22 protein-coding genes are annotated in these 22,418 nt (G+C 72.7%); 10 read left to right on the top strand and 12 right to left on the bottom strand.

Annotation, left to right across the window (positions count from 1 at the left end):
* The first annotated feature begins 619 nt into the window (after nt 1-619).
* The gene (locus ACWCP6_RS09355) at nt 620-3,421 is read left to right on the top strand and encodes a SpoIIE family protein phosphatase (RefSeq protein WP_450931765.1); all 2,802 of its coding nucleotides are present in this window, start codon (nt 620-622) and stop codon (nt 3,419-3,421) included.
* A 199-nt stretch (nt 3,422-3,620) separates the two neighbouring features.
* Here ACWCP6_RS09355 and ACWCP6_RS09350 read toward each other — a convergent pair whose 3' ends face one another.
* From ACWCP6_RS09350 to ACWCP6_RS09320, 7 genes are all read right to left on the bottom strand, one after another.
* Nucleotides 3,621-4,592 (bottom strand): CU044_5270 family protein, encoded by a 972-nt coding sequence (locus tag ACWCP6_RS09350; protein WP_450931764.1) that lies wholly within the window; start codon nt 4,590-4,592, stop codon nt 3,621-3,623.
* 2 nt (nt 4,593-4,594) lie between these two features.
* Complete coding sequence (locus ACWCP6_RS09345; RefSeq protein WP_450931763.1) at nt 4,595-5,212, bottom strand: RNA polymerase sigma factor; 618 nt, start codon at nt 5,210-5,212, stop codon at nt 4,595-4,597.
* Nucleotides 5,213-5,579: 367 nt separating this feature from the next.
* Complete coding sequence (locus ACWCP6_RS09340; protein ID WP_450931762.1) at nt 5,580-7,145, bottom strand: glycosyltransferase; 1,566 nt, start codon at nt 7,143-7,145, stop codon at nt 5,580-5,582.
* Nucleotides 7,142-7,315 carry a hypothetical protein gene (locus tag ACWCP6_RS09335; protein WP_450931761.1) on the bottom strand — a complete coding sequence of 58 codons (174 nt, stop codon included), beginning with the start codon at nt 7,313-7,315 and terminating at the stop codon, nt 7,142-7,144. Before ACWCP6_RS09335 ends, ACWCP6_RS09340 begins: the two co-directional genes overlap by 4 nt.
* Nucleotides 7,316-7,390: 75 nt before the next feature.
* Entirely contained in the window at nt 7,391-8,641 is a 1,251-nt protein-coding gene (locus ACWCP6_RS09330; protein WP_450931760.1) for a nucleotide sugar dehydrogenase, read from the bottom strand.
* A gap of 277 nt (nt 8,642-8,918) precedes the next feature.
* Complete coding sequence (locus ACWCP6_RS09325; RefSeq protein ID WP_450931759.1) at nt 8,919-9,062, bottom strand: hypothetical protein; 144 nt, start codon at nt 9,060-9,062, stop codon at nt 8,919-8,921.
* Between the two features lie 297 nt (nt 9,063-9,359).
* On the bottom strand, nt 9,360-9,767 hold the full coding sequence (locus ACWCP6_RS09320) for a pyrophosphohydrolase domain-containing protein (protein WP_450931758.1): 408 nt from the start codon (nt 9,765-9,767) through the stop codon (nt 9,360-9,362).
* 147 nt (nt 9,768-9,914) lie between these two features.
* Here ACWCP6_RS09320 and ACWCP6_RS09315 point away from each other — a divergent pair, with 147 nt between their 5' ends.
* Nucleotides 9,915-10,964 carry an XdhC family protein gene (locus ACWCP6_RS09315; protein ID WP_450931757.1) on the top strand — a complete coding sequence of 350 codons (1,050 nt, stop codon included), beginning with the start codon at nt 9,915-9,917 and terminating at the stop codon, nt 10,962-10,964.
* A 72-nt stretch (nt 10,965-11,036) separates the two neighbouring features.
* Here ACWCP6_RS09315 and ACWCP6_RS09310 read toward each other — a convergent pair whose 3' ends face one another.
* Entirely contained in the window at nt 11,037-11,708 is a 672-nt protein-coding gene (locus tag ACWCP6_RS09310; RefSeq protein ID WP_450931756.1) for a DedA family protein, read from the bottom strand.
* A gap of 313 nt (nt 11,709-12,021) precedes the next feature.
* Between ACWCP6_RS09310 and ACWCP6_RS09305 the strand changes: the two genes are divergently transcribed.
* Together ACWCP6_RS09305 and ACWCP6_RS09300 are read left to right on the top strand one after the other, a co-directional pair.
* Nucleotides 12,022-12,435 (top strand): BlaI/MecI/CopY family transcriptional regulator, encoded by a 414-nt coding sequence (locus tag ACWCP6_RS09305; RefSeq protein WP_450931755.1) that lies wholly within the window; start codon nt 12,022-12,024, stop codon nt 12,433-12,435.
* Entirely contained in the window at nt 12,435-13,406 is a 972-nt protein-coding gene (locus ACWCP6_RS09300) for a M56 family metallopeptidase (protein ID WP_450931942.1), read from the top strand. The genes ACWCP6_RS09305 and ACWCP6_RS09300 overlap by 1 nt, the downstream gene beginning before the upstream one ends.
* 42 nt (nt 13,407-13,448) lie before the next feature.
* On the opposite strand, the gene ACWCP6_RS09295 is transcribed toward ACWCP6_RS09300, so the two are convergent.
* Both ACWCP6_RS09295 and ACWCP6_RS09290 read right to left on the bottom strand, forming a co-directional pair.
* Complete coding sequence (locus ACWCP6_RS09295) at nt 13,449-14,048, bottom strand: GNAT family N-acetyltransferase (RefSeq protein WP_450931754.1); 600 nt, start codon at nt 14,046-14,048, stop codon at nt 13,449-13,451.
* Nucleotides 14,038-16,266 carry a penicillin acylase family protein gene (locus ACWCP6_RS09290; RefSeq protein WP_450931753.1) on the bottom strand — a complete coding sequence of 743 codons (2,229 nt, stop codon included), beginning with the start codon at nt 16,264-16,266 and terminating at the stop codon, nt 14,038-14,040. Before ACWCP6_RS09290 ends, ACWCP6_RS09295 begins: the two co-directional genes overlap by 11 nt.
* Before the next feature lie 154 nt (nt 16,267-16,420).
* Here ACWCP6_RS09290 and ACWCP6_RS09285 point away from each other — a divergent pair, with 154 nt between their 5' ends.
* The 3 genes from ACWCP6_RS09285 (at nt 16,421) to ACWCP6_RS09275 (ending at nt 18,053) form a co-directional block, all read left to right on the top strand.
* Nucleotides 16,421-17,110 (top strand): HhH-GPD-type base excision DNA repair protein, encoded by a 690-nt coding sequence (locus ACWCP6_RS09285; protein ID WP_450931752.1) that lies wholly within the window; start codon nt 16,421-16,423, stop codon nt 17,108-17,110.
* 259 nt (nt 17,111-17,369) lie between these two features.
* Nucleotides 17,370-17,726 (top strand): hypothetical protein, encoded by a 357-nt coding sequence (locus ACWCP6_RS09280; protein WP_450931751.1) that lies wholly within the window; start codon nt 17,370-17,372, stop codon nt 17,724-17,726.
* Nucleotides 17,727-17,777: 51 nt separating this feature from the next.
* Nucleotides 17,778-18,053 carry a hypothetical protein gene (locus tag ACWCP6_RS09275; RefSeq protein ID WP_450931750.1) on the top strand — a complete coding sequence of 92 codons (276 nt, stop codon included), beginning with the start codon at nt 17,778-17,780 and terminating at the stop codon, nt 18,051-18,053.
* A 203-nt stretch (nt 18,054-18,256) separates the two neighbouring features.
* Here the strand turns inward: ACWCP6_RS09275 and ACWCP6_RS09270 are convergent, their stop codons facing one another.
* Nucleotides 18,257-19,840 carry a helicase HerA-like domain-containing protein gene (locus ACWCP6_RS09270; protein WP_450931749.1) on the bottom strand — a complete coding sequence of 528 codons (1,584 nt, stop codon included), beginning with the start codon at nt 19,838-19,840 and terminating at the stop codon, nt 18,257-18,259.
* Nucleotides 19,841-19,961: 121 nt separating this feature from the next.
* Here ACWCP6_RS09270 and ACWCP6_RS09265 point away from each other — a divergent pair, with 121 nt between their 5' ends.
* Nucleotides 19,962-20,258, top strand: coding sequence for a type II toxin-antitoxin system VapB family antitoxin (locus tag ACWCP6_RS09265; protein ID WP_003999914.1), 297 nt, complete (start codon nt 19,962-19,964; stop codon nt 20,256-20,258).
* A gap of 444 nt (nt 20,259-20,702) precedes the next feature.
* On the top strand, nt 20,703-21,317 hold the full coding sequence (locus tag ACWCP6_RS09260) for a LytR C-terminal domain-containing protein (RefSeq protein ID WP_450931941.1): 615 nt from the start codon (nt 20,703-20,705) through the stop codon (nt 21,315-21,317).
* Between the two features lie 83 nt (nt 21,318-21,400).
* On the opposite strand, the gene upp is transcribed toward ACWCP6_RS09260, so the two are convergent.
* The gene (upp, locus tag ACWCP6_RS09255) at nt 21,401-22,036 is read right to left on the bottom strand and encodes a uracil phosphoribosyltransferase (RefSeq protein WP_450931748.1); all 636 of its coding nucleotides are present in this window, start codon (nt 22,034-22,036) and stop codon (nt 21,401-21,403) included.
* 126 nt (nt 22,037-22,162) lie between these two features.
* Here upp and ACWCP6_RS09250 point away from each other — a divergent pair, with 126 nt between their 5' ends.
* Entirely contained in the window at nt 22,163-22,354 is a 192-nt protein-coding gene (locus ACWCP6_RS09250; protein ID WP_450931747.1) for a hypothetical protein, read from the top strand.
* The last annotated feature ends 64 nt before the right edge of the window (nt 22,355-22,418 follow it).

Below are 22,418 nucleotides of genomic sequence, written 5' to 3'. Positions count from 1 at the left end.
GCGGCCGCGGGGCTGGTGGGGGGGGGGGGGGGGGGGGGGGGGGGGGGCCCCCCCCCCCCCCCCCCCGGCAGTGGGGTCAGGCCGAGTCGTCGCCGGCGTACGCGCTCCAGTCGTGCTCCCCGTACGCACCGTAGTGGCGGGTGAAGAACAGCTTGCCGAGCAGCTTGGCGATCATGATGGACTCCTCTCGCCTGTCTGAGCTCTCCCAGCTGAGAGTTCAATCAAATGCCACGTACGCCATACTGCCACATATGTCAATTTGATCCATTTAGAGTTTCAGTCGCCCGCATGGGCATAAGGCGCGCGCCTTCGGGCTGAACCCACAGCCAACCAACGTCGCCCCGGTGCTGGAGGTCGGCGCCGCCCCCGGTCGCGAGGTGTAGCGGCGCCGCTTTCCGCAAGAAGCGCTCGCTCCGGCCGACATCCACGGGTGACGTCAACAGCACTGAATCCTCGGCGCCTCCAAGGGAGCTGAAGCGCCGCCAACGCCCGTCGACGGGGTGACCGCCCTCATACGGCACCCGCGGATCACGGGTCTGGACGGATGTCCGGTCGTCCTGAGCGCGCAGACGGTACCGGGTGGGCGGTCCTGGCCCGTACAGCGGTGTATGAAAGGTATATGGAGGCATTTTCCGGGCTTCCACGGAGTCCGGTGCGTCATCCGCCCGTCGGACGCTCGCACAAAGGTCGCGCGTCCCTGCTGAACCTGCGCAGTGCGGCCGGGCAGGTGTTCCTTCTCCAGGTCGTGATCGTGGCACTGCTGGTCGTGGCCGCGGTGGTGGGCATGGTGCTCCAGGCGGCGCATGACGCGGTGGAGCAGGGGCGACGGGAATCGGTCGTCGCTGCCCAGTCGTTCGCGAATGCCCCTGGAGTGGCGGAGGCGCTGCGGAGCCAGGACCCCACGGCGGTGCTCCAGCCGCGGGCCGAGGCGGCACGGATGCGCGCGGGCGTGGATTTCGTCGTCGTCATGAATACGGCGGGAATCCGTTACACGTACCCCTACCCGAGCGAGATCGGGAAGAAGTTCGTCGGCAACATCGAACCGGTGCTGAAGGGCCGTACCGTCGTCGAGCAGGCCGGCGGGCCACTTCTGCCCGCGGGCAGAGGGACGGACGTGCAGGCGGTCGTCCCGGTCACCGACTCGCGCGGCAAGGTCGTCGGCCTGGTCTCCGCCGGGCTCACCGTCAAGAACGTGGCGGGACTGTGGATGCCGCAACTGCCGATCATCCTGGGCAGCGGCGCGGCAGCGCTGGCGCTGGCCGTGACCGGGACGACGCTGGTGTCCCGGCGGTTGCGACGCCAGACGCACGGCCTGGCCCCGGCGGAGCTGGCGCAGGTGTACGAGCATTACGACGCGGTCCTGCACGCGGTGCGGGAAGGGGTGCTGATCACCGGCGCCGACGGGCGGCTGCTGCTCGCCAACGACGAGGCGACGCGGCTGCTCGGACTGCCGGCGGACTCGCAGGGGCGCCCGGTGCGGGAGCTGGGGCTGCCGGAGCAGATCATGCGCGTGCTGACCTCGCGGGAGGCGATCACCGATGAGGTGCATCTCGCGCAGGACCGGTTGCTGGTGGTGAACAAACGGCCCACGTACCCGCAGACCGACCGGGGAGGCAGCGTGGTGACCCTGCGGGACAGCACGGAGCTGGCGGTGGTCTCGGGGCGGGCCGAGGTCGCCCGGGAGCGGCTGAAGCTGCTGTACGAGGCCGGAGTGGGGATCGGGACGACGCTGGATGTGGGGCGTACGGCCCAGGAGCTGGCCGATGTGGCGGCCCCGCAGTTCGCCGACCTCGTGACGGTGGATCTGCTGGACGCGGTGCTGCGGGGGTGGGAGCCGACGGCGGAGGGCTGGCGGCATCTGCGCCGGGCGGCGATCGGCGGCGAGCAGCGGATGATGCCGGTGTATCCGCTGGGCGAAGTGATCACGTTCTCGCCCCGAACCCCGCAGATGCGGACGTTGCAGGAGGGACGGGCCGTGCTGGAGGCGGACCTGTGGCAGGCGCGCGGTTGGCGGGAGCAGGATCCTGAGCGCGCCCGGAAGGCCCTGGAGTGCGGGCTGCGTTCGCTGGTGACCGTGCCTCTGCGGGCGCGGAGCGTGCCGCTGGGTGTGGCCAACTTCTACCGGACGGAGGATTCCGCGACGTTCGAGCCGGAGGATCTTTCCTTCGCGGAGGAGCTGGCCGCGCGCGCGGCGATGGCCATCGACAACGCACGGAGGTTCACTCGGGAGCACGCGATGGCAGTGACGCTGCAGCGCAGTCTGCTGCCGCGGGGGCAGCCCGAGCAGGACGCACTGGAGGTGGCCTGGCGGTATCTGCCCGCGGAGGCGGGGGTGGGCGGTGACTGGTTCGACGTCATCCCGCTTCCGGGCGCTCGAGTGGCACTGGTGATGGGTGACGTCGTCGGTCACGGGCTGCACGCGGCGGCGACGATGGGCCGACTGCGCACCGCGGTGCACAACTTCTCCACCCTGGACCTGCCCGCGGACGAGGTGCTCGGGAATCTCGACGACCTGGTCGTCCGCATGGACAACGAGGAGAGCACGGAGGATGCCGCGGACGGCCACGAGGGGGAGGGCGTGACCGGAGCGACATGTCTGTACGCGGTCTACGACCCGGTGGCGGGGTCCTTCACGATGGCCCGTGCAGGACACCCGGAACCGGTGGTGGTGTGTCCGGACGGGTCGGTCGTCCGTCCGGCCGTGCCGGCCTCGATGCCGCTCGGCCTGGGAGGCCACCCCTTCGAGACCGCCGAGTTGTCCCTGCCGGAAGGTTCACAACTGGTGCTGTACACCGACGGCCTGGTGGAGGACCGCACCCGCGACATCGACGTCGGGCTGGAGAAGCTGTGCCGGGCGTTGGGCGGGTCCGGGGGCAACACCCCGGAGAAGACGTGTCAGGCCGTGATCGACGCGCTGAGACCGGCACACTTCTCCGACGACATCGCCCTGCTGGCGGCGCGTACTCGGATGTTCCCGCGCTCGCGCGTGGCCGAGTGGGACGTGCCACCGGACCCGGCGGGCGTTCCCTTGCTGCGGGCGCGCTGCAGGGAGACGTTGCTGGAGTGGGGGCTGGGGGAGACCGGATTCGCCACGGAACTGATCCTCAGCGAGTTGGTCACGAACGCGATCCGGTACGGCTCACCGCCGGTCAAAGTGCGGCTGCTGCACGGACGCTGTCTGATCTGCGAAGTGTCGGACGGCAGCGGCACCTCGCCGCGCCTGCGGCGGGCGGCAACCACGGACGAAGGCGGACGAGGGCTGTTCCTGGTGGCGCAGTTCGCCCAGCGATGGGGAACGCGCTACACGACCCGCGGCAAGGTCATCTGGGCGGAACAGCCTCTCCACGACGGCGGGTCCGCCGCCCGGAGCCACGCACCGGTCGACTTCCTCCTGGAACAGTTCGAGGATCCCGGACCCTGAGTCCCGCACGGCGGATCGAGGCATTGCGCAGCCGTTCCGGGAAACGAACCACGTCCGGCACATCGACCAGGACGGGCTCGGCGGCCCGGCACACGCCCGCGCCCTACACCGCCCCTGGGTCAATGCTCGGGGGGTGGCTTGTGACTGGACACGGGCGGCCCTCGCACCCCCGTGGCGCGGGCCGCCCGTGTCCAGCGGGTCAGCTGCGCTGACCGGCCTTGTCGACCACGGCGGTGGTCAGGGTCGAACTGCCGCCGAGTACCTCGCCGCCCTGGACGAAACGCTGCCCGACGACCCGGTAGGTCTGCGGGTCGAACAGCCACTCGTCGGCCATCGCCCCGCCCTGCTTGCCACCGCCGGACCTCTCGTAGCGCAGGGCGATGACCCGGCGTCCGGTGGCACTCTTCACGAGGTGGTCGCTGACCTTCCCGCCCGGCAGGGTCGCGAGGGCGCGGTAGAGACCGGCGAGTCCGGTGGACGGCATCACATCGGCGTCCAGCAGGACGCTGATCTCCCGGTAGTCCCGCTCGCCCCTGGTCTCGCCCTTGACGTCGCCGATGGCATGGGCGGTGCGGATCGCCGCGAGCGTCTTCTCGCCGTCGGCCGGCAGGGTGGACAGGAACCGGTACATCTCACGCGGCGAACGGTCGTCGCCCTCCCCGCCGTTCTCCAGATGCATGGTGCGGACCGAGAGCTTCGCTCCGGGGAAGGGCGGGATGTCGGCGATCGCACCGCCGTCGTAACGGATCCACTCCTCGGAAGCGCGGATGTGCCTCCGTACCTCGGGCCGTGAGTCCTCCTGGATGCCCTTGACGTAGATCCACTGCTTGGCGCGCGGAACCGTGACCGGTCCCTGCTGCTCCACTTCCGCGGCCGCCCGCCGGAGGAACCCTGGCGCGCTCAGCCCCTTCAGGTTCATGCCCGGGGAGACCGCGGGCCGTACCGTCCGGTCCGAGTCGCTCCGGTCCGCGAGCACCGACGCCGCGACGGCGACCGCGGTCACCGCGGCCACACCGGCGGCGATCACGAACTTCTGCCGCGCCCACACCGTGCGGGGACGCCGGCCACCCTTCGCCGTCTCGACCAGCCTCGCCCGGCCGGGCGCGAGTCGCCCGCGGTCGGGGAGGGGGGCGTCGGCGCGCAGCTCCTTCACCTGGGTCATCTCGTCCATCGCTACGCCACCTCCACCGCGTCGCTCATGAATGCGGGATCGGCGCCCAGCGCCGTACGTACCTTCTGCCGCGCCCGGTTGAGCCGGGAGCGGACCGTGCCGACCGGGATGTCCAGGGCCTCGGCGACCTCCTGGTAGGTGAGATCGGCCCAGGCGACCAGCAGCAGGACGTGCCGGTCGCGGGCCGGGAGGGCGGCGAGGGCACCGGCGAGCGGTCCCTGTGCGGCGATCCGGCTCTCGGTCCGCTCGACCCAGGTCTCGCTCCAGGACGCGGCGACGGGGTCGTGTCCGGTGCGGGCCAGCGCCCTCAGCGCCCGTACCTCCGCGCGGCGCTGCTTGCCGATGAGGTTGCCGGCGATGCCGTACAGCCACGGACGGGCGCTGGTGCGGGACATGTCGTAGCGGGAGCGGATCCGGAACGCGACGAGGAAGGTCTCGGCGGTGATGTCGTCGGCCGCCCCGATGCCCAGGCGCCGGGCGACGTACCGGTGGATATCGGCGGCGTACCGGTCGTAGAGCCGGGCGAACAGTTCCGGCTGCTCGAGCGACTGGACCACGACCTCCACGTCGCTCTCCTCGCTCGCCTCCACGCGCGCTCCGCGCGGCGGTGGTCCGCTCACAAGGTCTCCCCCTCACCAGTCCGACAGATCGTGTCACCTGCTGTTCCCCGATGGACGGCAGAAGGTTCACGCCCGGCGGCGGGCCGTCGTGTGATCACCGTCACGGCGCCTCATGACCGACGCACCGCCACGGCAACGCGTCGACCGATGGCCTGAACACACCGATGTCCGCCACGAATGCCACCGCGGCGCGGCCCGCGGGCGCTGCGGTGGCACTCATGACGGACGAGGGAGCGGGTGGCTCTTCGACCAGTACGCGGACGGTCACCGGCCGGACGGGAGGGCTGACGGACCGTCCCGTCCGGCCGGCGGCCGGGGCGCTCGCCCGGCGGGCCGGAGTCGCGCGCACCGGCCCCGACACGGGCCGCTACCTGACGTGGCCGGTGCGGATCGCCATCGTCGTCTCCAGTGTCGTCTCGGTGTACGGGTCCAGGAGCTTGGCCGGTGTCGGCGCCTGGGCCTGGGCCCGGGCCTTGTGCCGTCCGTGCGAGGGCGCCGGCGCGGCGGCGCGCGAGGGAACACGGGTTCCGAGGGCGTCTTCAGCCTGGGGATTCACCTCGGCGAGACGCGCCGGGCCGGCGAGTGAGACCTCGGCGCCTGCCTGGCGTGTGCCCCAACCTGTGTTGGAACACGTGGCTGCTCCGTACCAGCGCATGACGCGCAGCACCGTCCAGGCGAAGACCACGGCGCATGGCATCAGAAGCCAAGTGACCGCTCGTGAGCGGATGCGCTCGTCGGAGCGGATGATGCTCAGGTAACGAAGCCCTTGGGCCCAGCCGATGAGGAAGGGCAGCAGCAGGAACGACGCGTCCGGCGTGTTGTGGTACTTGAGCGGTTCCACGAGCAGCAGCCACGCCAGCACGGTGGTGGACAGGATGACCTGGAACCAGCGCAGGAAGTGGATCCAGTAGGCAACGCTGCCGAGGGGCAGGTACCGCATCCGCCAGAGCGAGCGAATGGTTGATCCGCGCATCCAGCGCAGGTACATCCGGCACAGGTGGCCGAACTTCTCCGGCATGGCGGAGAAGACGACGGCGGTGGATTGCTGGACGGTCTTGCCTCGCAGCAAGGCGTACAGGGTCAGCAGGCTGTCGTCGGAGAGCGTGACCGGCCGCCCGCGGAACGTCTCGCCGAGGTAGGCGTCGAGGTTGTCCCGGATGACCGGGGCGCGGTAGGCGGCGAGCGGGCCGGAGTTGACCAGGACGGCACCCACCGTGGACAGGGCGGAGCGGTCGATGAGCTGCCCGGTCAGCAGCCACAGGTCGGTGATGCGAGCCAGGAAGTTGGCCCGGTGGTTGGTGGCCAGGACAATGCCGGCGACGGACTGCACCGACGACTTGCCGAAGGGGATCAGGACTTCTTCGAGGGCGTTGGGGGCCAGGCAGCTGTCGCTGTCGAGGGTGACGTAGATGTCGGCCTCGGGGCTCGCGATGACGCCGTGCCCCTGAGCGTGTCGCTTGCCACCGTTGGGCACGCGTTTCCAGGTCGTGCGTATACCGGCGATGTCCGCCGCGCCGGCCCACCACTGTTTCACGGCCGCGTAGTCGGTGTTGGTGGAGCCGTCGTCGACGATGTGGACGCTGTTGGGCCGACGGGTCTGGTCGAGCAGGGACTGCAGGCCCATGCGCAGATAGCCTTCGTCCTCGTTGTAGACGGGCACGAGTACTGCGACATGCAGCTCGGAGAGCTGACGGCGGATGCGGGCGGTCGCCTTGTAGGGCCGGTCGAAGTGGTACATCACCGTCTGCGCCATGAGCAGCACGAACGTGACGGCCCACACCGCCCCCAGTCGGCCTCGGGCGGCGTCACCGTAGTGGGTGGCGGTGATGGCGTGCTGCGCGGCCCAGGCCGCGGCGGCGGTCAGAGCCACGGCTCCGGCCAGCACCGCACCGGAGTGGTGCGGGTGCGCGGCTAACGTACGGGGCGCGGTCACGACTGTCCGGCGGAGCGGTTGCGGCGGAATCCGACGCGGATCAGCAAGGCACCGAGACAAACAACGGCGGCGGCGACGCCCAGAAGCCACCAGCCGGTGATGACGGTCCCGCCGACGACGATGGCGCCGGCGGCTGAACCGGTACGGGCGAGCTGCGAGTTCTCAGACACGATGTTCCTTTGCCGAGGAGCGGAGAAGGGGACTTGGAACCGCTGCGAGGCTGCGGCCAAGTGGAAAGATGCAGGTCACAGGTGCTCGACGTGCGGAGCCGCCGCGACGGCTCGCCGCGTGTCCAGGACGTAGGCCGCGTGCATGCGAACACTGTCGAAGTCGAACTCGGGGTGGTCGGTGAGCACCAGTACGGCGTCGGCAGCGGCCAGTTCTGCGGGCGTCACATCCGTCAGGTGACGCATACCGGTCGCACCGGAGATATGGGGGTCGACGACCGTGCAGGTGGCTTCCTTGTCGGCCAGCAGGTCGACCACTTGGCGAGCGGGCGACTCGCGGGTGTCGGCGGTGCCCGGCTTGTAGGCCATTCCGAGCACAAGGATGCGGGCGTCCTTGAGACACTTCGAACGCTTGTTGAGTGAGTCCTGCAACCGGTCCACCACATAGGCGGGCTGTCGTTCGTTGACCTCCTGGGCGAGTTCGACGAAGCGGAAGGTCTCGCCCAGTTCCTGGCGCACGTGGTGGGACAGGTAGACGGGGTCGATGGGCAGACAGTGACCGCCCACGCCGGGACCCGGCGAGAAACGCATGAATCCGAACGGCTTGGTCGCCGCGCAGTCGAGGGCGTTTCCGACGTCTATGTTCAACAGGTGTCCGAGCTTGGCGAGTTCATTGACCAGCGCGATGTTGACGTGCCGGAAGGTGTTCTCGAATACCTTTGCGAGTTCGGCCTCTTCAAGCCCGGACGCGGGAACCGTGATGTCCACGACGGAGTCGTAGAACGCTTTGACACGGTGGAGGCAGGCCTCGGTGAGACCGGCCACGATTTTCGGCGTGTTCTCCAGCGTCCAGGTGGCGTTGCCGGGGTCGATGCGTTCGGGGCTGAAACCGACGTGGAAATCCCGGCCGGCCCTGAGGCCGGACCCCTCTTCGAGCAGCGGGACCAGCACATTGCGGGTGGTCCCGGGATGGGTGGTGGACTCCAGGACGACCGTGGCGCCGGGCTCCAGCCGTGGCGCCAGGACCTGGGCGGCGTCACGGACACAGCTCAGGTCCGGCGCGCGGTCGGTGAGCGGCGTGGGCACCGTGATCACCGCGATGTCGAACCCCTTCACACCGTCCGGGTCGCTGGTGGGCCGGTAGGCGCCCGAGCCCAGCGCCCGCGCCAGACGGGCGGACGAGATGTCCTCGACGTAGGACGTGCCGGCCGCGAGCCGACCGCAGCGGACGGTGTCGGGTTCGTAGGCGGCCACCGTGTAGCCGGCCTCCGCCGCGCGCAGGGCCAGCGGAAGGCCTACGTAGCCCTGTCCCAAAACGCTGACGTGCATGATGAATCCTCTGGATTTCTCGCCTCGCACGCGGCGCGGCGAAAGACGGTCCCGAGAGCGGATACGCCGGCACACGGGCATGCAGCCGTGCCCGGGGCAGGCATGCAGCCGTGCAGGAATCCGCAGCGTCGGAAACTGCGTTGACGTGAAGCAGGACGGCTTTTGCTCAGCCCGTCGGGCGGCGGCCGTCCCGTTGCTCACCGGCGATTCACGCCGGGTCCAGGTCCCCTCTCCTGGACGCGCGACAGACGCGCAGTTCGATGTTCACACTTCCCCCTCATTGCGCTTTCAAGACTTCAACAACTCGGGATGCCGGGGAAGCCTCGTTGCCGTTTCGCGACATTCGAGTGGTGGTGCGCGCGAATTCGCGCGCCCCCGTGAACACCCGCCACAACCGCACCGCGCCGCGCACGACGCTCATCCAGCGCGCCTTCCGGGTCCTTGCGCACGCGCGCCGGGCGGCGGAGGGGTCCCACCGCGTCGGCGGGAGAGTACGGACTCACCGCGCCGGGGCAGAGCGGAGGCACTGCGCCGGGGACGGGAGGGGAGGAAAGGGGAGGGGAGGGGAGGCACCACAACGGGGCGGAGGGACAGGCACGGTGGGGGACACGCCGCATGGCATCGCGAGGAGCCGCGCCGGGATGCACGGCCAGGACGCACCGCGAGCCACGGTGAAAGCCACGCCGGGCGCCCGGGCCCGGCGCGGCGTGTGCGGGGGTCAGGACGGCGACTGCGCCGACCACCCCTGACGGCGCAGCACATCGGCGATGTCCGGGGCCCGATAGTGGTCGCCCTTGAGGACCTTGCCGTCGGCGCGGCGGACGGGCCGGCCGTCGGGGCCCAGCTTGGTCATGTTGGCGCGGTGCACCTCGGCGATGACCGCGTCGAGGTCGATGCCGTGGACGAGGGCGGTGCCGTACGCGATGTAGACGACGTCGGCGAGTTCGTGCGCCAGGCTGTCGAGCGGGCCGGCGACCGCTACCTCGGCGACCTCGGCCACTTCCTCGGCGAGCAGGTCGTTGCGATGGGCGGCCAGCTCGGGCGGGACCTCCGTCGGAGTGGCGCGGGCGTCGAGCCCGAAGGCGCGGTGGAACTCACGGACCAGGGCGGCGGGCGACTGCTGCATTCGCCCGACCCTAACGCCGGCGGGGCCGCTCGAAGCCCGGCGGCGGCGCACCCGCACCGGGCGCGGGCTGGTCCACGCCGTCGGCCGGTCACTAGAATTCCCTTGGCAAGACACCCGCTGAGCAGGCATTTTCCAGGACCGGGCCGCGTGCGCGAGACAGGACGCGGACTCATCAGGAGGGCGACCACGATGCGCGAACTGGCGGAGACCGCCCGGCGCTGGGCGGCCGAGCGACGGCGGGCCGTGCTGGCCCGGCCGATCACGGAGCAGGGGTTCGGGCCGCGCCGTCCGGACGACGCCCTGCTCGTCGACGCCGGCGGTGAGTCGGCGGGCAGCCTCTACCGCGGCGCCTTCGACGCGCGTCTCGCGGCGGAGACCGCCGCGGTCCCGGCGGACGGCTCGGCCCGCGTCTGCACGGTGTCCGTGCAGACCGGCGAGGCCGAGGCGGCACGGCTGACCTGCGGCGGTCGGGCCGAGATCCTTTTGCAGCCGCTGCACACGGTTCCCGTCGCGTGGTGGGACCTGCTCGCGGACGGCGCGGGCGGGGCGCTGATCACCCGTCTCGACGACGTGGCGAACCGGGCGACCAGCACGGTCGTACGGGGCGTGGCGACCGACGAGGGCGGCGGGGGCACCGGCGCGGAGTCCGGGGACGTGGCGCGGGCGCGGCGGATGCTCGCCGCGCACCGTGCGGGCCGGGACGCGCGGCGGGACGACTCCGGGCTCGTCCTGATCGAGGCGTATCCCGCGGCGCCGCATCTGGTCATCGTGGGCGGCGGCGAACTCGCCGATCTGCTCACCGCCCAGGCCGGACTGCTGGGCTGGAACGCCACGACCACGCAGGACGCACGTGAGGCGGAGGGGCTGCTCGCCGCCCACCCCGACGCGGCCTGTCTGGTCGTCCTCAGCCACAGCCCCGACGTGGACGTGCCCACGCTGCGTACGGCGCTGGACCGCGGCGTCCCGTACATCGGTGCGCTGGGCTCGCGCCACACACAGGCCCGCCGGACGGCGGAGCTCGTGGCGTCGGGCGTGTCCGAGGACCGGCTGCGCGCCGTGCACGGCCCGATCGGGCTCGACCTCGGCGCGCGCACCCCGGCGGAGACCGCGCTGGCGATCTCCGCCGAGATCCTGGGCGTCCTGGGCGCGCGCGGCGGCGGCGCGCTGCGTGACGCGCCGAGCCCCGTCGGCGCCTGACCGGGCGGGTGGCGGCAGTGCCGACGACCGGCCGGGCGGCGGCAGTACGCCGACGCGGGACGCCCTGCCCCGTCAGCCCCTGAACTCGCGGGCCGCCGCGCGGGAACGGCGCATTTCCAGCGCGATCGGGAGCAGCGACACGACGACGATGAGGCCGACGAGGGGCAGCAGATAGCGGTCGACGTTGGGCACCGACGAGCCCAGCGCGTACCCGCCGAGGATCAGTCCGGTCGTCCAGACCAGGCCGCCGACGACCTGCCAGAGCGTGAAGACGCGGGCCGGGACGTCCAGGGCCCCGGCGAGCGGATTCAGCACCGTGCGCACCACGGGGACGAAGCGGGCCAGGACGACCGCCTTGCCGTGGCCGTACTTGGCGAGGATCTCCTCCGCACGGACGGCCCCCTCCTGCAGCTTCTTCGCGCGGCTGCGGGCGAGGAGCGCGCGGCCGCCGCGGCGCCCGATCCAGTACCCCGTCTGGGCACCGGCCAGCGCGCCGACCGCCGCCGCGACCAGCACCTGCGGCAGCGAGAGGTGGACGCCGTCCGCCGCGGCGCCGGTGCTGCCCGGTACGCAGAGCAGGCCCGCCGTGAAGAGCAGCGAGTCGCCGGGCAGGAAGAATCCGACGAGCAGGCCTGTCTCGGCGAAGAGGACCACGGCGACGCCGAGCGCGCCGAACGCCGAGAGCAGTGAACCGGCGTCCAGCACGTTCACCGCCAGCGGCGGGCCGAACGGGGCTACGGCCATGGACAGTGGCTCCTCTCCTTGAGGTCGTTCACGGTGGGCGCGCCACCGACGTCGATCGGTGCGTCGTCGTGCCCTGCCGTGCTGTGTCGCGTCCCTGTGCCGACGCGTCCGTACTGTGACGCGCCGTACCGTGCGGGGCGCGTCCCTGCTGTGGCCGTCCGTACCGTGGCGCGTCGTGCCGTGCGGTGTCGTCCAGGTCATGCGTGTCGCTCGCGGTACTCCCGGAGCGACGGCGACGAGTCCGACTATGGTGACTACACGGATGTAGACGGTCTACAGCACTGTAGACGAGCGGAGCGTCGAGGAGGGTCTCATGGGCGACACGCACGCGGATCGCCGTCCGGCCGGCGAGCTGGAGGCGAACGTGCTTGCGGCACTGTGGGCTGCCGAAACGCCGATGACACCCCTCGACGTGCAGGTCGCGCTCGGCGGCGGCCTCGCGCGTACGACGGTGACGACCATCCTGACCCGGATGCACACCAAGGGCACGGTGACGCGCGCACGGGCCGGACGCGGATATGTGTACGCACCCGCCCAGGACGCCGCCGGGCTCACCGCCCGGCGTATGCACGCGGAACTGGACAAGGACGAGGACCGCAGCACCGTGCTGGCCCGCTTCGTCTCCGAACTGAGCACCGAGGACGAGCAGGTGCTGCGCGCCCTTCTCGCCTCCATGGACGGAACGTCCGAGGAGGGACAGAGGGTCGAGAGGAGCCGGGGCCTGTGATGTACGCCGTGTGGGTGCCCCTTCTGATGCCCCTGCTCACCGCGCCGGCCGTGCGCCGCCTCTCCGCGGTGCTGCCGCCGCGCGCCGCCGCCTGGGCGCTGGCCGGCTGCGCGGTCGTGCTCGCCGGCTGCGGCACGGCGGCGCTCGGGCTGCTGGCCCTCGCGGGCGCGCTGCGCCTGCCGCCGGTGGCCGCGCTCGAACACGTCTCGCCGCCGCTGCTCGGTGACCCCGCGCTGGACGTGGTGCCGGCGGCGTGCGTCGCCGGGGTGCTGCTCGCCCTCGCCGGGGGCGCGGTGGCACGCACGGTCCACGGGCTCGTGCACGAGGTGCGGGCCGCCCACGGGGGCGAGCCGGGCGCCGGGGCGGCGGGCACCGCGGGCGATCTTTCGGTACGGGCCGACGAGCGGCCGTACGCCTACGCCCTGCCGGGGTGGTCCGGACCCCGCCGCACCGGGCGGGTCGTTGTCAGCAGCGGAATGCTGCGGGCGTTGGGTGCCGACGAGCGCGAGGTGCTCCTCGCGCACGAGCGGGCCCATGTCGCCGGGCGCCACCATGTGTTCCTCGCGGTGGGCGAGGTGGCTGCCGCCCTGCATCCGGCTCTGCGGGTGCTGCGGGGCCCGCTCGCGTATGCGCTGGAGCGGTGGGCCGACGAGGCGGCGGCGGACGCGGTCGGGGACCGGCGGCTCGCGGCGCGTGCCATCGGGCGGGCGGCGCTGGCCGCACATACCGCCGGGCCCGGCGGGCCGGGGCGCGGCCGGCTGACGCCCGCCGTCGCGGCGGGGCCGGTGCCGCGGCGGGTCGCCGCGCTGCTGGAGTCCGCGCCTCGGGAACGCCGGGCGTGGCGGGCGCACCGGGTGCTCGCGGTCGCCGTCGTCGCGTGCGTGGCCCTCTCCGGGGTGTGTGCCGTGGACGCGGCGAGCGATCTGCACGGGTCGGTGGAGGTGGCGCAGGGGGAAGTGGCGGGCCGCTGAGCCCGGGGCGGCCCGCGCCCGCGCCTCGGCGGGACCGCCCCCTCAGACCTCCCGGTTCAGGATGGCGAGCCGGGCCCGCTTCTCCGGGAGGTACACCTCCGGCAGGTCCACCTCCGGCAGGACGATCTCCGGGCCGAGCGTGAAGCCCGACCGGGCGAACCGGGCGATCGCCTTCCGGTTGGCGGCGTCCGGCTCGGCGACCACACGGCGGACAGCGGTGTCCGAGAGGACCCAGGCCAGGAACGCGGACACGAGCACGGACGTCCACCCGTGCCGGGCGTGGCCTTCCGGCGGGCCGATCAGCAGATGGATGCCGATGTCGCCGGGCTCGGCCTCGTAGCACTCGGAGATCCGGTCGGCCTCCGGTTCGTACGTCTGGAAGAGCGCGGCGGGCCGGCCGTCCAGACAGGCGAGGAACGCATGGTGGGTGGTGAGCGAGTCCAGATGCCCGTACGTCTCGAGGACCTGCTCGCGGGTGAACCCGTTCATCCCCCAGAACCGTGCGCGCTCCTGGCTCACCCACTGGTGCAGCACATCGGCGTCGGCCTCCGGGTCGACGGGCCGCAGGGTCACCGTCCCGAATCCGTCGACGTGGCGTTCGTCGAGGACGGCGCGGTGTTTCCGGACGGGGTCAGCGGACATGGTTCTCCTCGGCGGACGGGTAGGACGGTTCCGGGGTCAGCAGGTCCCAGTCCGTGACCACCGGAACGAGGTCGCCGCGCAGCCACAGCGGCAGCTGGTCACGGCCGTGCGGGCCGCCGGCGCCGGACGCGCCGTGCGGAACGACCCAGAGGCTGGCGTCGCGGCGGGCGAGGTCCCAGACGTAGCGGGCGGCCGGCCCACGGAAGCTGAGGTCGGTGACGCCCGGAATGCTGGAGGTGCACAGCACACAGTCGTGGTCGCCGTCGAGGGCGGGGCGCTCGTCTGAGTCACCGGGCAGCGCCTGCCACGGCACCAGACGGTGGGCCTCGCCCCAGGACGTACGCCCCGGGCCGCGCGCCGCGACCTCCTCGGCGGCGGTGCGCACGACGGCCGCGCGGTCGATGCCGGGGAGCCGGTCCGTCGTCAGCAGCGTCTCCAGGGCGAAGGCGATCCGCGGGACCGGCGCGAGCCAGGGCCTGAACACGGGGGGCACGGAGGGCACGGGACGCATCCGGGCCACGGCGGACGCCCCGGGCCGTCCGGCCGGCTCGCCCGGCTGCGGCGACGGGCCCTGCTCCGGCGGGGCGCCGGGCTCGCAGAGCACGGCCAGTTCCGGATGTGCCGCGAGGCCCCGCACGACCGCGGAGCGCAGTTCGGCGTACGCCATCGCGTCCGTCGAGTCCGCCGCCATCCTCCGGTCCCAGGAGAGCAGTCGCTCGCGCAGCCGTACGGCGTCGGGGCCGAGGTCGTCGAGCCCGGCGAGCATGTCCAACAGGGGCCCCGCGGAGGCGAGTCGGGTGTCCATGTGGATCGCGGGCATGTCCGTGGCCGACCAGAGGGCCCGCGCGTCCAGCAGCTCCTGGATGCGGTCGGCCCGGTACGGGGGCGCGAACTCGACGCCCAGCGGTCCGGCGATGCCCCGCTGGTTCGCCATGACCGCGACATCGGTGCCGACGGTCTCGCGCGGCATCGGGCCGTGCCAGCCGCGCCATGCGTACCGGGGCTCCCAGGCCGGTACGACGCGTCGGCCGTTCTCCGGGTCGCGCAGCGGCACCCGGCCGGCCACCCGGTGCAGCAGTCCGCCCTCGGTATCGGCGGCCTGGACGACGTTCACGGGCTCGGCCCAGCCGTCCAGCGCACGGTCCACGTCCGCGACCGTACGGGCCCGGAGCAGGGCGGGCAGTGCGCCGAAGCCCAGGTCCCCGGTCACCCGGGGCGGGTAGCGCAGGGCGACGGCGTTGCCGTCGGGGAGGGCGCCGCCCTCGTCCGTGCCGTCGGCGCCGTCGTCGTACGCCCCGTCCGGCCCTCCGATCACCACCACACCGCGGGCGGTCTCGATCACCTCGACGCGCACCGGACCGCCGCCGGCGACCTCGACGGTCTCGCCGTGCGCGGCTGCGGGCTCCCAGCCGTCCGGGCCGTACGCCTCGACGCTGCCGTCGTCACGACGCCGCAGCCGCTCCCGGTACAGGTCCTGGTAGTCGGCCATGGCGTTGGTGATCGACCAGGCCACCGGGCCGGTGTGGCCGAAGTGGGCGATGCCGGGCACCCCGGGGACGGCGAGCCCCACCACGTCGTACTCCGGGCACGCGAGGTGGATCTGCTGGTAGACGCCCGGATCCTCGATGAACCGGTGCGGGTCGCCCGCGAGGATCGCGGCGCCGGTGGTGGTGCGCCAGCCCGGCACCAGCCAGCCGTTGCTGCCGGACGTACCGGGGCCGTCGGTGGCGAACAGCCCGACCGCTTCGGGCCCCAGGAGGCGTACCGCCTCGTCGCGCCACAGCTTGGCGGGGAAGCCGGCGAACAGGATGTGCGTGGACAGCCACACGCCCAGCGGGGTCCAGGGCTGCCAGCGGCCGGGGGTCAGGCCGGCCGCGGCGAACTGCGGGGCGCGGAGCGCGCCTTCGGCGAGACCGGCGTTGACGCCCTCGACGTACGCGAGGATCCACTCCGCCGTCTCCGGGTCACCGGACTCCAGGTGGCGGTGGCAGCGGCGCGCGGTGTCGTCGATGCGCGCCTGCCGGGCGAACATGTCCCAGTCGACCGACTCGGAGCCCAGGAACGCCGCCGACGTGCCCTGCGCCCGGTGCCGTTCGACCTCTAGCTGCCAGGCGCGGTCGACGGCCGTGATCCGGCCCTGGGCGAAGGCCAGTTCACGGGCGTCACCGGCTCTCAGGTGCGGTATGCCCCAGGCGTCGCGCCTGACCTCGGTGGACACGGAACCCCCCACGCGTTCCTCGTGGCCCGGGTCGTTCTCCCGGGCACCCCTCGCAGGTTAGGCTAGCCTAACTTCATACGGAGCGGCGTTCCGTTCGGGGCCGCCCCCGGGTACGTCCGTGCGGGGCCGCCCCGGGCACGCCATCATCGACACCATGGACGTCACCCTTCATCTCGCCCAGCAGCCCGAGGCCGACGAACTGCTCAGCCGCAGCCCGCTGGCCCAGCTCGTCGGCATGCTGCTGGACCAGCAGGTCCCCATGGAGTGGGCGTTCTCGGGCCCCTGCACGATCGCCCGCCGGATGGGCACCGACGACCTCGACGCGCACGAGATCGCCGCGTACGACCCGGAGGCGTTCGCCGCGCTGCTCTCCGAGAAGCCGGCCGTGCACCGCTACCCGGGCTCGATGGCGGCCCGCATCCAGCAGCTGTGCCGGTACGTCGTCGAGCACTACGACGGTGACGCGACGGCGATCCGGGAGGGTGCCGAGACCGGCGACGAGCTGCTGCGGCGCCTCAAGGAGCTGCCCGGGTTCGGCACCCAGAAGGCCCAGATCTTCCTCGCCCTGCTGGGCAAGCAGCTCGGCGTGCGGCCGAAGGGCTGGCGGGAGGCCGCCGGCGCGTACGGCGAGGCCGGGGCGTACCGCTCCGTCGCCGACATCTCCGACCCCGGGTCCCTCGCCAAGGTGCGCGCCCACAAGCAGGAGATGAAGGCCGCCGCCAAGGCGGCGAAGGCGGCCAAGTCCACCGAGGCGGCCGGGACGGCGGGAGGGCCGAAGCCGGCGCGCGCCGGGTCCAAGGGCACCAAGTCCGCGGGGGCGGCACGGAAGAAGGCGGCGGGGTAGGCCGAGCCCGGTAGGAGTCAGGCGGGGCGGGCCGAGCAACGCGGCAGAACGCGGACGGGCCGAGCCCGGTGGAAGGTGGGCGGCGTGGGCCGAGCCCGGTAGAAAGCGGGCGGGCCGAGCCCTGGCGGGCAAGTGGGCCCACCTGACCACCCCGGGCGACCCGCGCGGCAGGGCCGGACGGGTCGCCTCCTGTCCCCCGTCCGGGCGGTTCTCGGCCGTGACCGCGCACCATGGCCGTGGCGCCGGGCACACCCCCTGTATGAGCGCCGTCGTGCCCCCTGCACGCCGCGCCCGACGCGGTGTCGCCCGGGTGCGGGCGCTCATCGTCCTCCTGGCCCTGATCACGGCGTTCACGGCGAGCGCGCAGAACGCCCCGGCCGAGACCCTCTCCCCGCCGCCCGCCGTGGTCTCCACGGAGCCGGGCGGCGCGGAGGAACAGCACGAGTTCCCCGGGGCCGAGTCGCGCCCGGCCACCCGGCACGTCATGAGCCTGCCGGTGCCCCGCACCACGGCCCCGTGCGCGGCCTCGCGTGCGTCGTCCCGGCCGACCGTCGGCACGCTCCCCGCCCCCACGGGCTCCCTGCACTCCCTGCGCTCCGTCGTCCTGCGCTGCTGAGGGCTCCGGCACCCGCCCGGCCCCCATCACGGAACGACCGAGGACAGAGACATGATCATGCCCATCGACCCCTACGCGGCCCTGCACGCCCTGCTGCGCGCCGAGGCCGCCCGCACCACCCACGACACCCCGCCCCGGGACCCCGCCACCCCCCCTTCCGGACCCTCACCAGGCTCCGGCCGGCACAGAACCGCCGGCGCACGACACCACCCGGCAACGCCCGCCGTCCGCCTCCTGACCGGGCGTTCCGCGCGCCGCAGGGCCCGCGGACGGGGCGCGCCGCCGCGGCGGGACACCGGTGGTCCCGTTCCCGCCGCGACGGCGTGACGGCCCGCGGCGCTCGGGGGCCGCGGACCGGTGGGCCCACGGCCTCATGGGCTCATGGACCGGTGGACCGACGGGCCGCCGGATCGATCACCCGATCGCTGGGCGACGAGGCGGCTCGGTGACCGGCGGTGCGGTGACCCGGCGACCCGGCGACTCGGTGACCGGCGGCGCGGTGACCGGCGGCGCCGTCCGGTGAGGGTGCGCTAGCGCCTGCGGCGGGCCGTGCCGAAGAGCGTTCGGGTGATTTCGCGGCCGAGTTGGGTGCCGACCGAGCGGGCCAGGGATTTGAACACGCCACTGCCGACCACCTGTTCGACGAGCGTGGGCTCGGGGCGGGCGGACGGGCGCCCCGCACGGGGCCGCGCCGCCTCGGCGCCGGCCCGCGCCTCCGCCTCGGCCTCCCGTGCCGTGAGCTTCTCGTACGCCGACTCCCGGTCGACCGCCGCGCCGTACCGCGCGTGGAGCGGCGAGGACCGGACGGCCCGGTCGAGGCCGGCGGCGTCGACCGGGCCCATCAGCGAGGACGGCGGCCGCAGCCGGGTCGCGGCGACCGGCGTCGGCGCGCCCCGCTCGCTCAGCACGGTGACCACGGCCTCGCCGGTGCCCAGCGAGGTGAGCAGCTCCTCGAGGTCGTACGCCGAGTCCGGGAACGTCTTCACGGTGGCCTTGAGCGCCTTCTGGTCCTCCGGTGTGAACGCGCGCAGCGCGTGCTGGACCCGGTTGCCGAGCTGGCCGAGCACGGCGCTCGGCACGTCCTTCGGGGTCTGCGTCACGAAGAAGACGCCGACTCCTTTCGAGCGAATCAGCCGCACCGTCTGCGTGATCGCGTCGAGGAACGCCTTCGACGCGCCGTCGAAGAGCAGATGCGCCTCGTCGAAGAAGAAGACCAGCTTCGGCCGCTCCACGTCCCCGACCTCGGGCAGATCGTGGAAGAGGTCCGCGAGCAGCCACATCAGGAACGTCGAGAAGAGCCGCGGCTTGTCCTGCACGGCGGGCAGCTCCAGCAGCGAGACCATCCCCCGGCCGTCCGCCGCCGTCCGCAGGAAGTCGCCCGTGTCGAACTCCGGCACCCCGAAGAAGTCGCCCATGCCCTGCTGCTCGAATGCGGTGAGCGCCCGCAGGATCACCCCCGCGGTCGCAGTGGACAGACCGCCGATGGTCCGGAGCTCGGGCTTGCCCTCGTCGGAGGTCAGGAAGGCGACCACGGCCCGCAGGTCCTTGAGGTCGTCGAGCTCCAGGCCCTTCTGGTCGGCGTAGTGGAAGATCAGGCCGAGCGACTGCTCCTGAGTGGCGTTGAGGTCCAGCACCTTGGACAGCAGGACCGGACCGAAGCTGGTGATGGTGGCGCGCACGGGAATGCCGTGGCCCAGCCCGCCGAGCGCGTAGAACTCGGTGGGACTGCCGGCCGGCTCCCATCCCCCGCCCACCTCGGCGGCCCGCTGCCGGACGCCGTCCGTCGCCTCGCCCGGCGCCGAGATCCCCGACAGGTCGCCCTTGACGTCCGCGAGGAACACGGGCACGCCCTGTGCCGACAGCTGTTCGGCGATGAGCTGCAGCGTCTTCGTCTTGCCGGTGCCGGTGGCCCCGGCGACCAGGCCGTGCCGGCTGAGCATGCCCAGCGGGATGCGGACCGCCGCGTCCGGCAGGCACCGCCCGTCCCAGAGGAGCGCACCGAGATCGAGCGTGGGGCCCGTGAAGGAATATCCGTGCGCGATGTCCCCGGCGGGCCCGGTAACGGCGGGCCCTTCTGCGGCGGGCGTCGGCCCGACAGGGCTCGCGGAACTCATGTCAGACCCCTGTTCCCTGATTGGCTGTTACCGGTTTGCACCCAATTAAGGCGGCATTTCCCAGCCTCGCACTCGGCCGTCATGGCTGCGCCCGGAGAGCCTTGACCGGTAGGCTTTCCGTGTGATCTTCAAGCGCATCGGAAACGGCCGGCCGTACCCCGACCACGGCCGGGAAAGCACCCGGCAGTGGGCGGACGTCGCACCGCGTCCGGTCCGCCTCGATCAGCTCGTGACGACCAAGGGCCAGCTGGACCTCGAAACGCTGCTCGCCGAGGACTCGACCTTCTACGGCGACCTCTTCGCGCACGTCGTGAAGTGGCAGGGCGACCTCTACCTGGAGGACGGCCTGCACCGGGCCGTGCGCGCCGCGCTCCAGCAGCGCCAGGTGCTGCACGCCCGCGTACTCGAACTCGACTGAGCCGGGCGGGCGGCACCGCCCCGGCACACGGCGGACTCGGCCCGGAGGCTCCTGAACCCCCGGCCGAGGCGCCGGGTCAGGCCTCCCGACGCCCGGGCACCCGACCACGCGAGCCCTGGGATCTTCGGGAACCCGGCCACACCCCGGCGGGAGCTTCCGAGCACCGCGGGGGGTCGGTCACGCCCCGCCGGGAACCCCTGGGCACCGCGGGGGATCTTCGACGACCCCGCGCGACCGTCGGCCCCCACCCCGGCCCCCGGCCCCCGCGAACACGACCGTCAACCGCGGCCCCCGACCGTCAGCCCCGGCACCCCTGCACGTCACCGCAATGGCCTCGCCGTTGGACCTTTCGGGTGGGGATGCACCCGATCCGATGATCATCCTGTAGGCATCACGGCCGCACCGCACTACGCTGCGCTCATGAGCATGCTCACTCCCCCCGGCATGGGCGGCCAGTACCGCATCACGGGGGACAAATACCCGCGAATGCGTCGGCCCCGCCGACGCGGCAGGATCGTGTTCGCGGTCGTCGCGTCGGTCGCCGCACTGGGCGTGATCGGTTGGGGAACGCTGCAGCTCATCGACGTCTTCACGGGCGGCAGCACCACCAAGGCCGGGGGCCACGGCTGTGCGAAGCCGGCGCCGAAGAACACGGTGGCCGCCCTGGCGGCGAAGCCCAGGCCGAAGCCGGGCGACATCACCGTCAACGTCTACAACGCGACACAGCGCAGCGGCCTCGCCAAGCTGACGGCCGACGAGCTGAAGAAGCGAGGCTTCGCCATCGGCGACGTGGGCAATGCCCCGGAGCAGTTCGACAAGAAGCTGAAGGGCGTCGGGATACTGCTCGGCCCCAAGACCTCCATGGACACCGCGCTGCCGGTGCTGGGCACCCAGCTGGCGGGCGCCGAGCTGCGCACCGACACCCGGGCCGGCAACAAGGTCGACCTCATCCTCGGCGACGCCTTCAAGGAGCTGTCCAAGAAGGATGACGCCGACAAGGCCATGACGGCGCTGAGCGAGCCCGCGCCCACCACGGCGAAGTCGAAGAAGAAGTGCTGAACCCGCACTGACCCGCCGGACCGGACCGACGGGCCGAACCGGGGCCGGGACGCCCGTCGAGCGCCCGGCCCGCGCGGGCGCCGCTACTCGGCGGCCCCGTACATCCGGTCCCCCGCGTCCCCGAGCCCCGGCACGATGTAGCCGTGCTCGTTGAGACGCTCGTCGACCGATGCGGTCACCACGGTCACCGGCGTGCCCGCCAGCTCCCGCTCCATCAGCTCGACGCCCTCCGGCGCCGCGAGCAGCACGACGGCCGTCACGTCGTCCGCGCCACGCTTGATCAGCTCCTGGATCGCCGCGACGAGGGTGCCGCCCGTGGCCAGCATCGGGTCGAGGACGTACACCTGGCGGCCGGACAGGTCCTCCGGCATCCGCGTGGCGTACGTCGACGCCTCGAGCGTCTCCTCGTTGCGGATCATGCCGAGGAAGCCGACCTCGGCGGTCGGCAGCAGACGCACCATGCCGTCGAGCATGCCCAGACCGGCCCGCAGGATCGGCACCACCAGCGGCCGCGGGTGGGACAGCTTCACGCCCGTGGTCGTCGCGACCGGGGTCCGGATGTCGACCTGCTCCGTGCGCACGTCGCGGGTGGCCTCGTACGCGAGCAGGGTGACCAGCTCGTCGGCGAGCCGCCGGAAGGTCGGGGAGTCGGTGCGCTGGTCGCGCAGCGTGGTGAGCTTATGGGCGACCAGGGGGTGGTCGACGACGTGGAGACGCATGCCCACAACAGTAACCGGGCTTCCGGCGCCCCCGCTCCGGCCGCGACCGGGCATTCGGCAGGTCGGCCCTGGCATCAAACCGTCCATCGGAGGGAAAGTGGGAAGGACGAACTGGGGTGGTGGCCGATGCCCGACCGGGAGCGGAACCGGGGAGCCGACCCGGAGCAGAGCGAGACCGACGCCGAGCGCAGGCGGCGCCGCGCCCAGTTCCTCCGCGAGCTCACGGAGGCGCGGGAGCTGCGCGCCCGCGTCCAGCCACGCCGCGCCCGGGCAGCCCGGATGCGGCAGCAGATGCGTATGCGGACCTTCCGCTGGTGACTCCGCCGCGCCCGGGGAACCGGTGACCGAACCCGGGACGCCGGTGACCGAAGAGGCTCCGGCA

This window comes from Streptomyces sp. NPDC002004 (genome assembly GCF_053593975.1).
The sequence above is the reverse complement of the archived record's forward strand: the minus strand, read 5'-3'. Positions and strand labels throughout refer to the sequence as shown.

Excerpts from the sequence above, each read along its gene's own strand:
- ACWCP6_RS09355 (WP_450931765.1), top strand. The coding sequence starts at position 620 with ATGGAGGCATTTTCCGGGCTTCCACGGAGTCCGGTGCGTCATCCGCCC.
- ACWCP6_RS09350 (WP_450931764.1), bottom strand. The coding sequence starts at position 4,592 with ATGGACGAGATGACCCAGGTGAAGGAGCTGCGCGCCGACGCCCCCCTC.
- ACWCP6_RS09330 (WP_450931760.1), bottom strand. The coding sequence starts at position 8,641 with ATGCACGTCAGCGTTTTGGGACAGGGCTACGTAGGCCTTCCGCTGGCC.
- ACWCP6_RS09325 (WP_450931759.1), bottom strand. The coding sequence starts at position 9,062 with ATGAGCGTCGTGCGCGGCGCGGTGCGGTTGTGGCGGGTGTTCACGGGG.
- ACWCP6_RS09320 (WP_450931758.1), bottom strand. The coding sequence starts at position 9,767 with ATGCAGCAGTCGCCCGCCGCCCTGGTCCGTGAGTTCCACCGCGCCTTC.
- ACWCP6_RS09310 (WP_450931756.1), bottom strand. The coding sequence starts at position 11,708 with ATGGCCGTAGCCCCGTTCGGCCCGCCGCTGGCGGTGAACGTGCTGGAC.
- ACWCP6_RS09305 (WP_450931755.1), top strand. The coding sequence starts at position 12,022 with ATGGGCGACACGCACGCGGATCGCCGTCCGGCCGGCGAGCTGGAGGCG.
- ACWCP6_RS09300 (WP_450931942.1), top strand. The coding sequence starts at position 12,435 with ATGTACGCCGTGTGGGTGCCCCTTCTGATGCCCCTGCTCACCGCGCCG.
- ACWCP6_RS09295 (WP_450931754.1), bottom strand. The coding sequence starts at position 14,048 with ATGTCCGCTGACCCCGTCCGGAAACACCGCGCCGTCCTCGACGAACGC.
- ACWCP6_RS09285 (WP_450931752.1), top strand. The coding sequence starts at position 16,421 with ATGGACGTCACCCTTCATCTCGCCCAGCAGCCCGAGGCCGACGAACTG.
- ACWCP6_RS09280 (WP_450931751.1), top strand. The coding sequence starts at position 17,370 with ATGAGCGCCGTCGTGCCCCCTGCACGCCGCGCCCGACGCGGTGTCGCC.
- ACWCP6_RS09275 (WP_450931750.1), top strand. The coding sequence starts at position 17,778 with ATGATCATGCCCATCGACCCCTACGCGGCCCTGCACGCCCTGCTGCGC.
- ACWCP6_RS09270 (WP_450931749.1), bottom strand. The coding sequence starts at position 19,840 with ATGAGTTCCGCGAGCCCTGTCGGGCCGACGCCCGCCGCAGAAGGGCCC.
- ACWCP6_RS09260 (WP_450931941.1), top strand. The coding sequence starts at position 20,703 with ATGGGCGGCCAGTACCGCATCACGGGGGACAAATACCCGCGAATGCGT.
- upp (WP_450931748.1), bottom strand. The coding sequence starts at position 22,036 with ATGCGTCTCCACGTCGTCGACCACCCCCTGGTCGCCCATAAGCTCACC.
- ACWCP6_RS09250 (WP_450931747.1), top strand. The coding sequence starts at position 22,163 with ATGCCCGACCGGGAGCGGAACCGGGGAGCCGACCCGGAGCAGAGCGAG.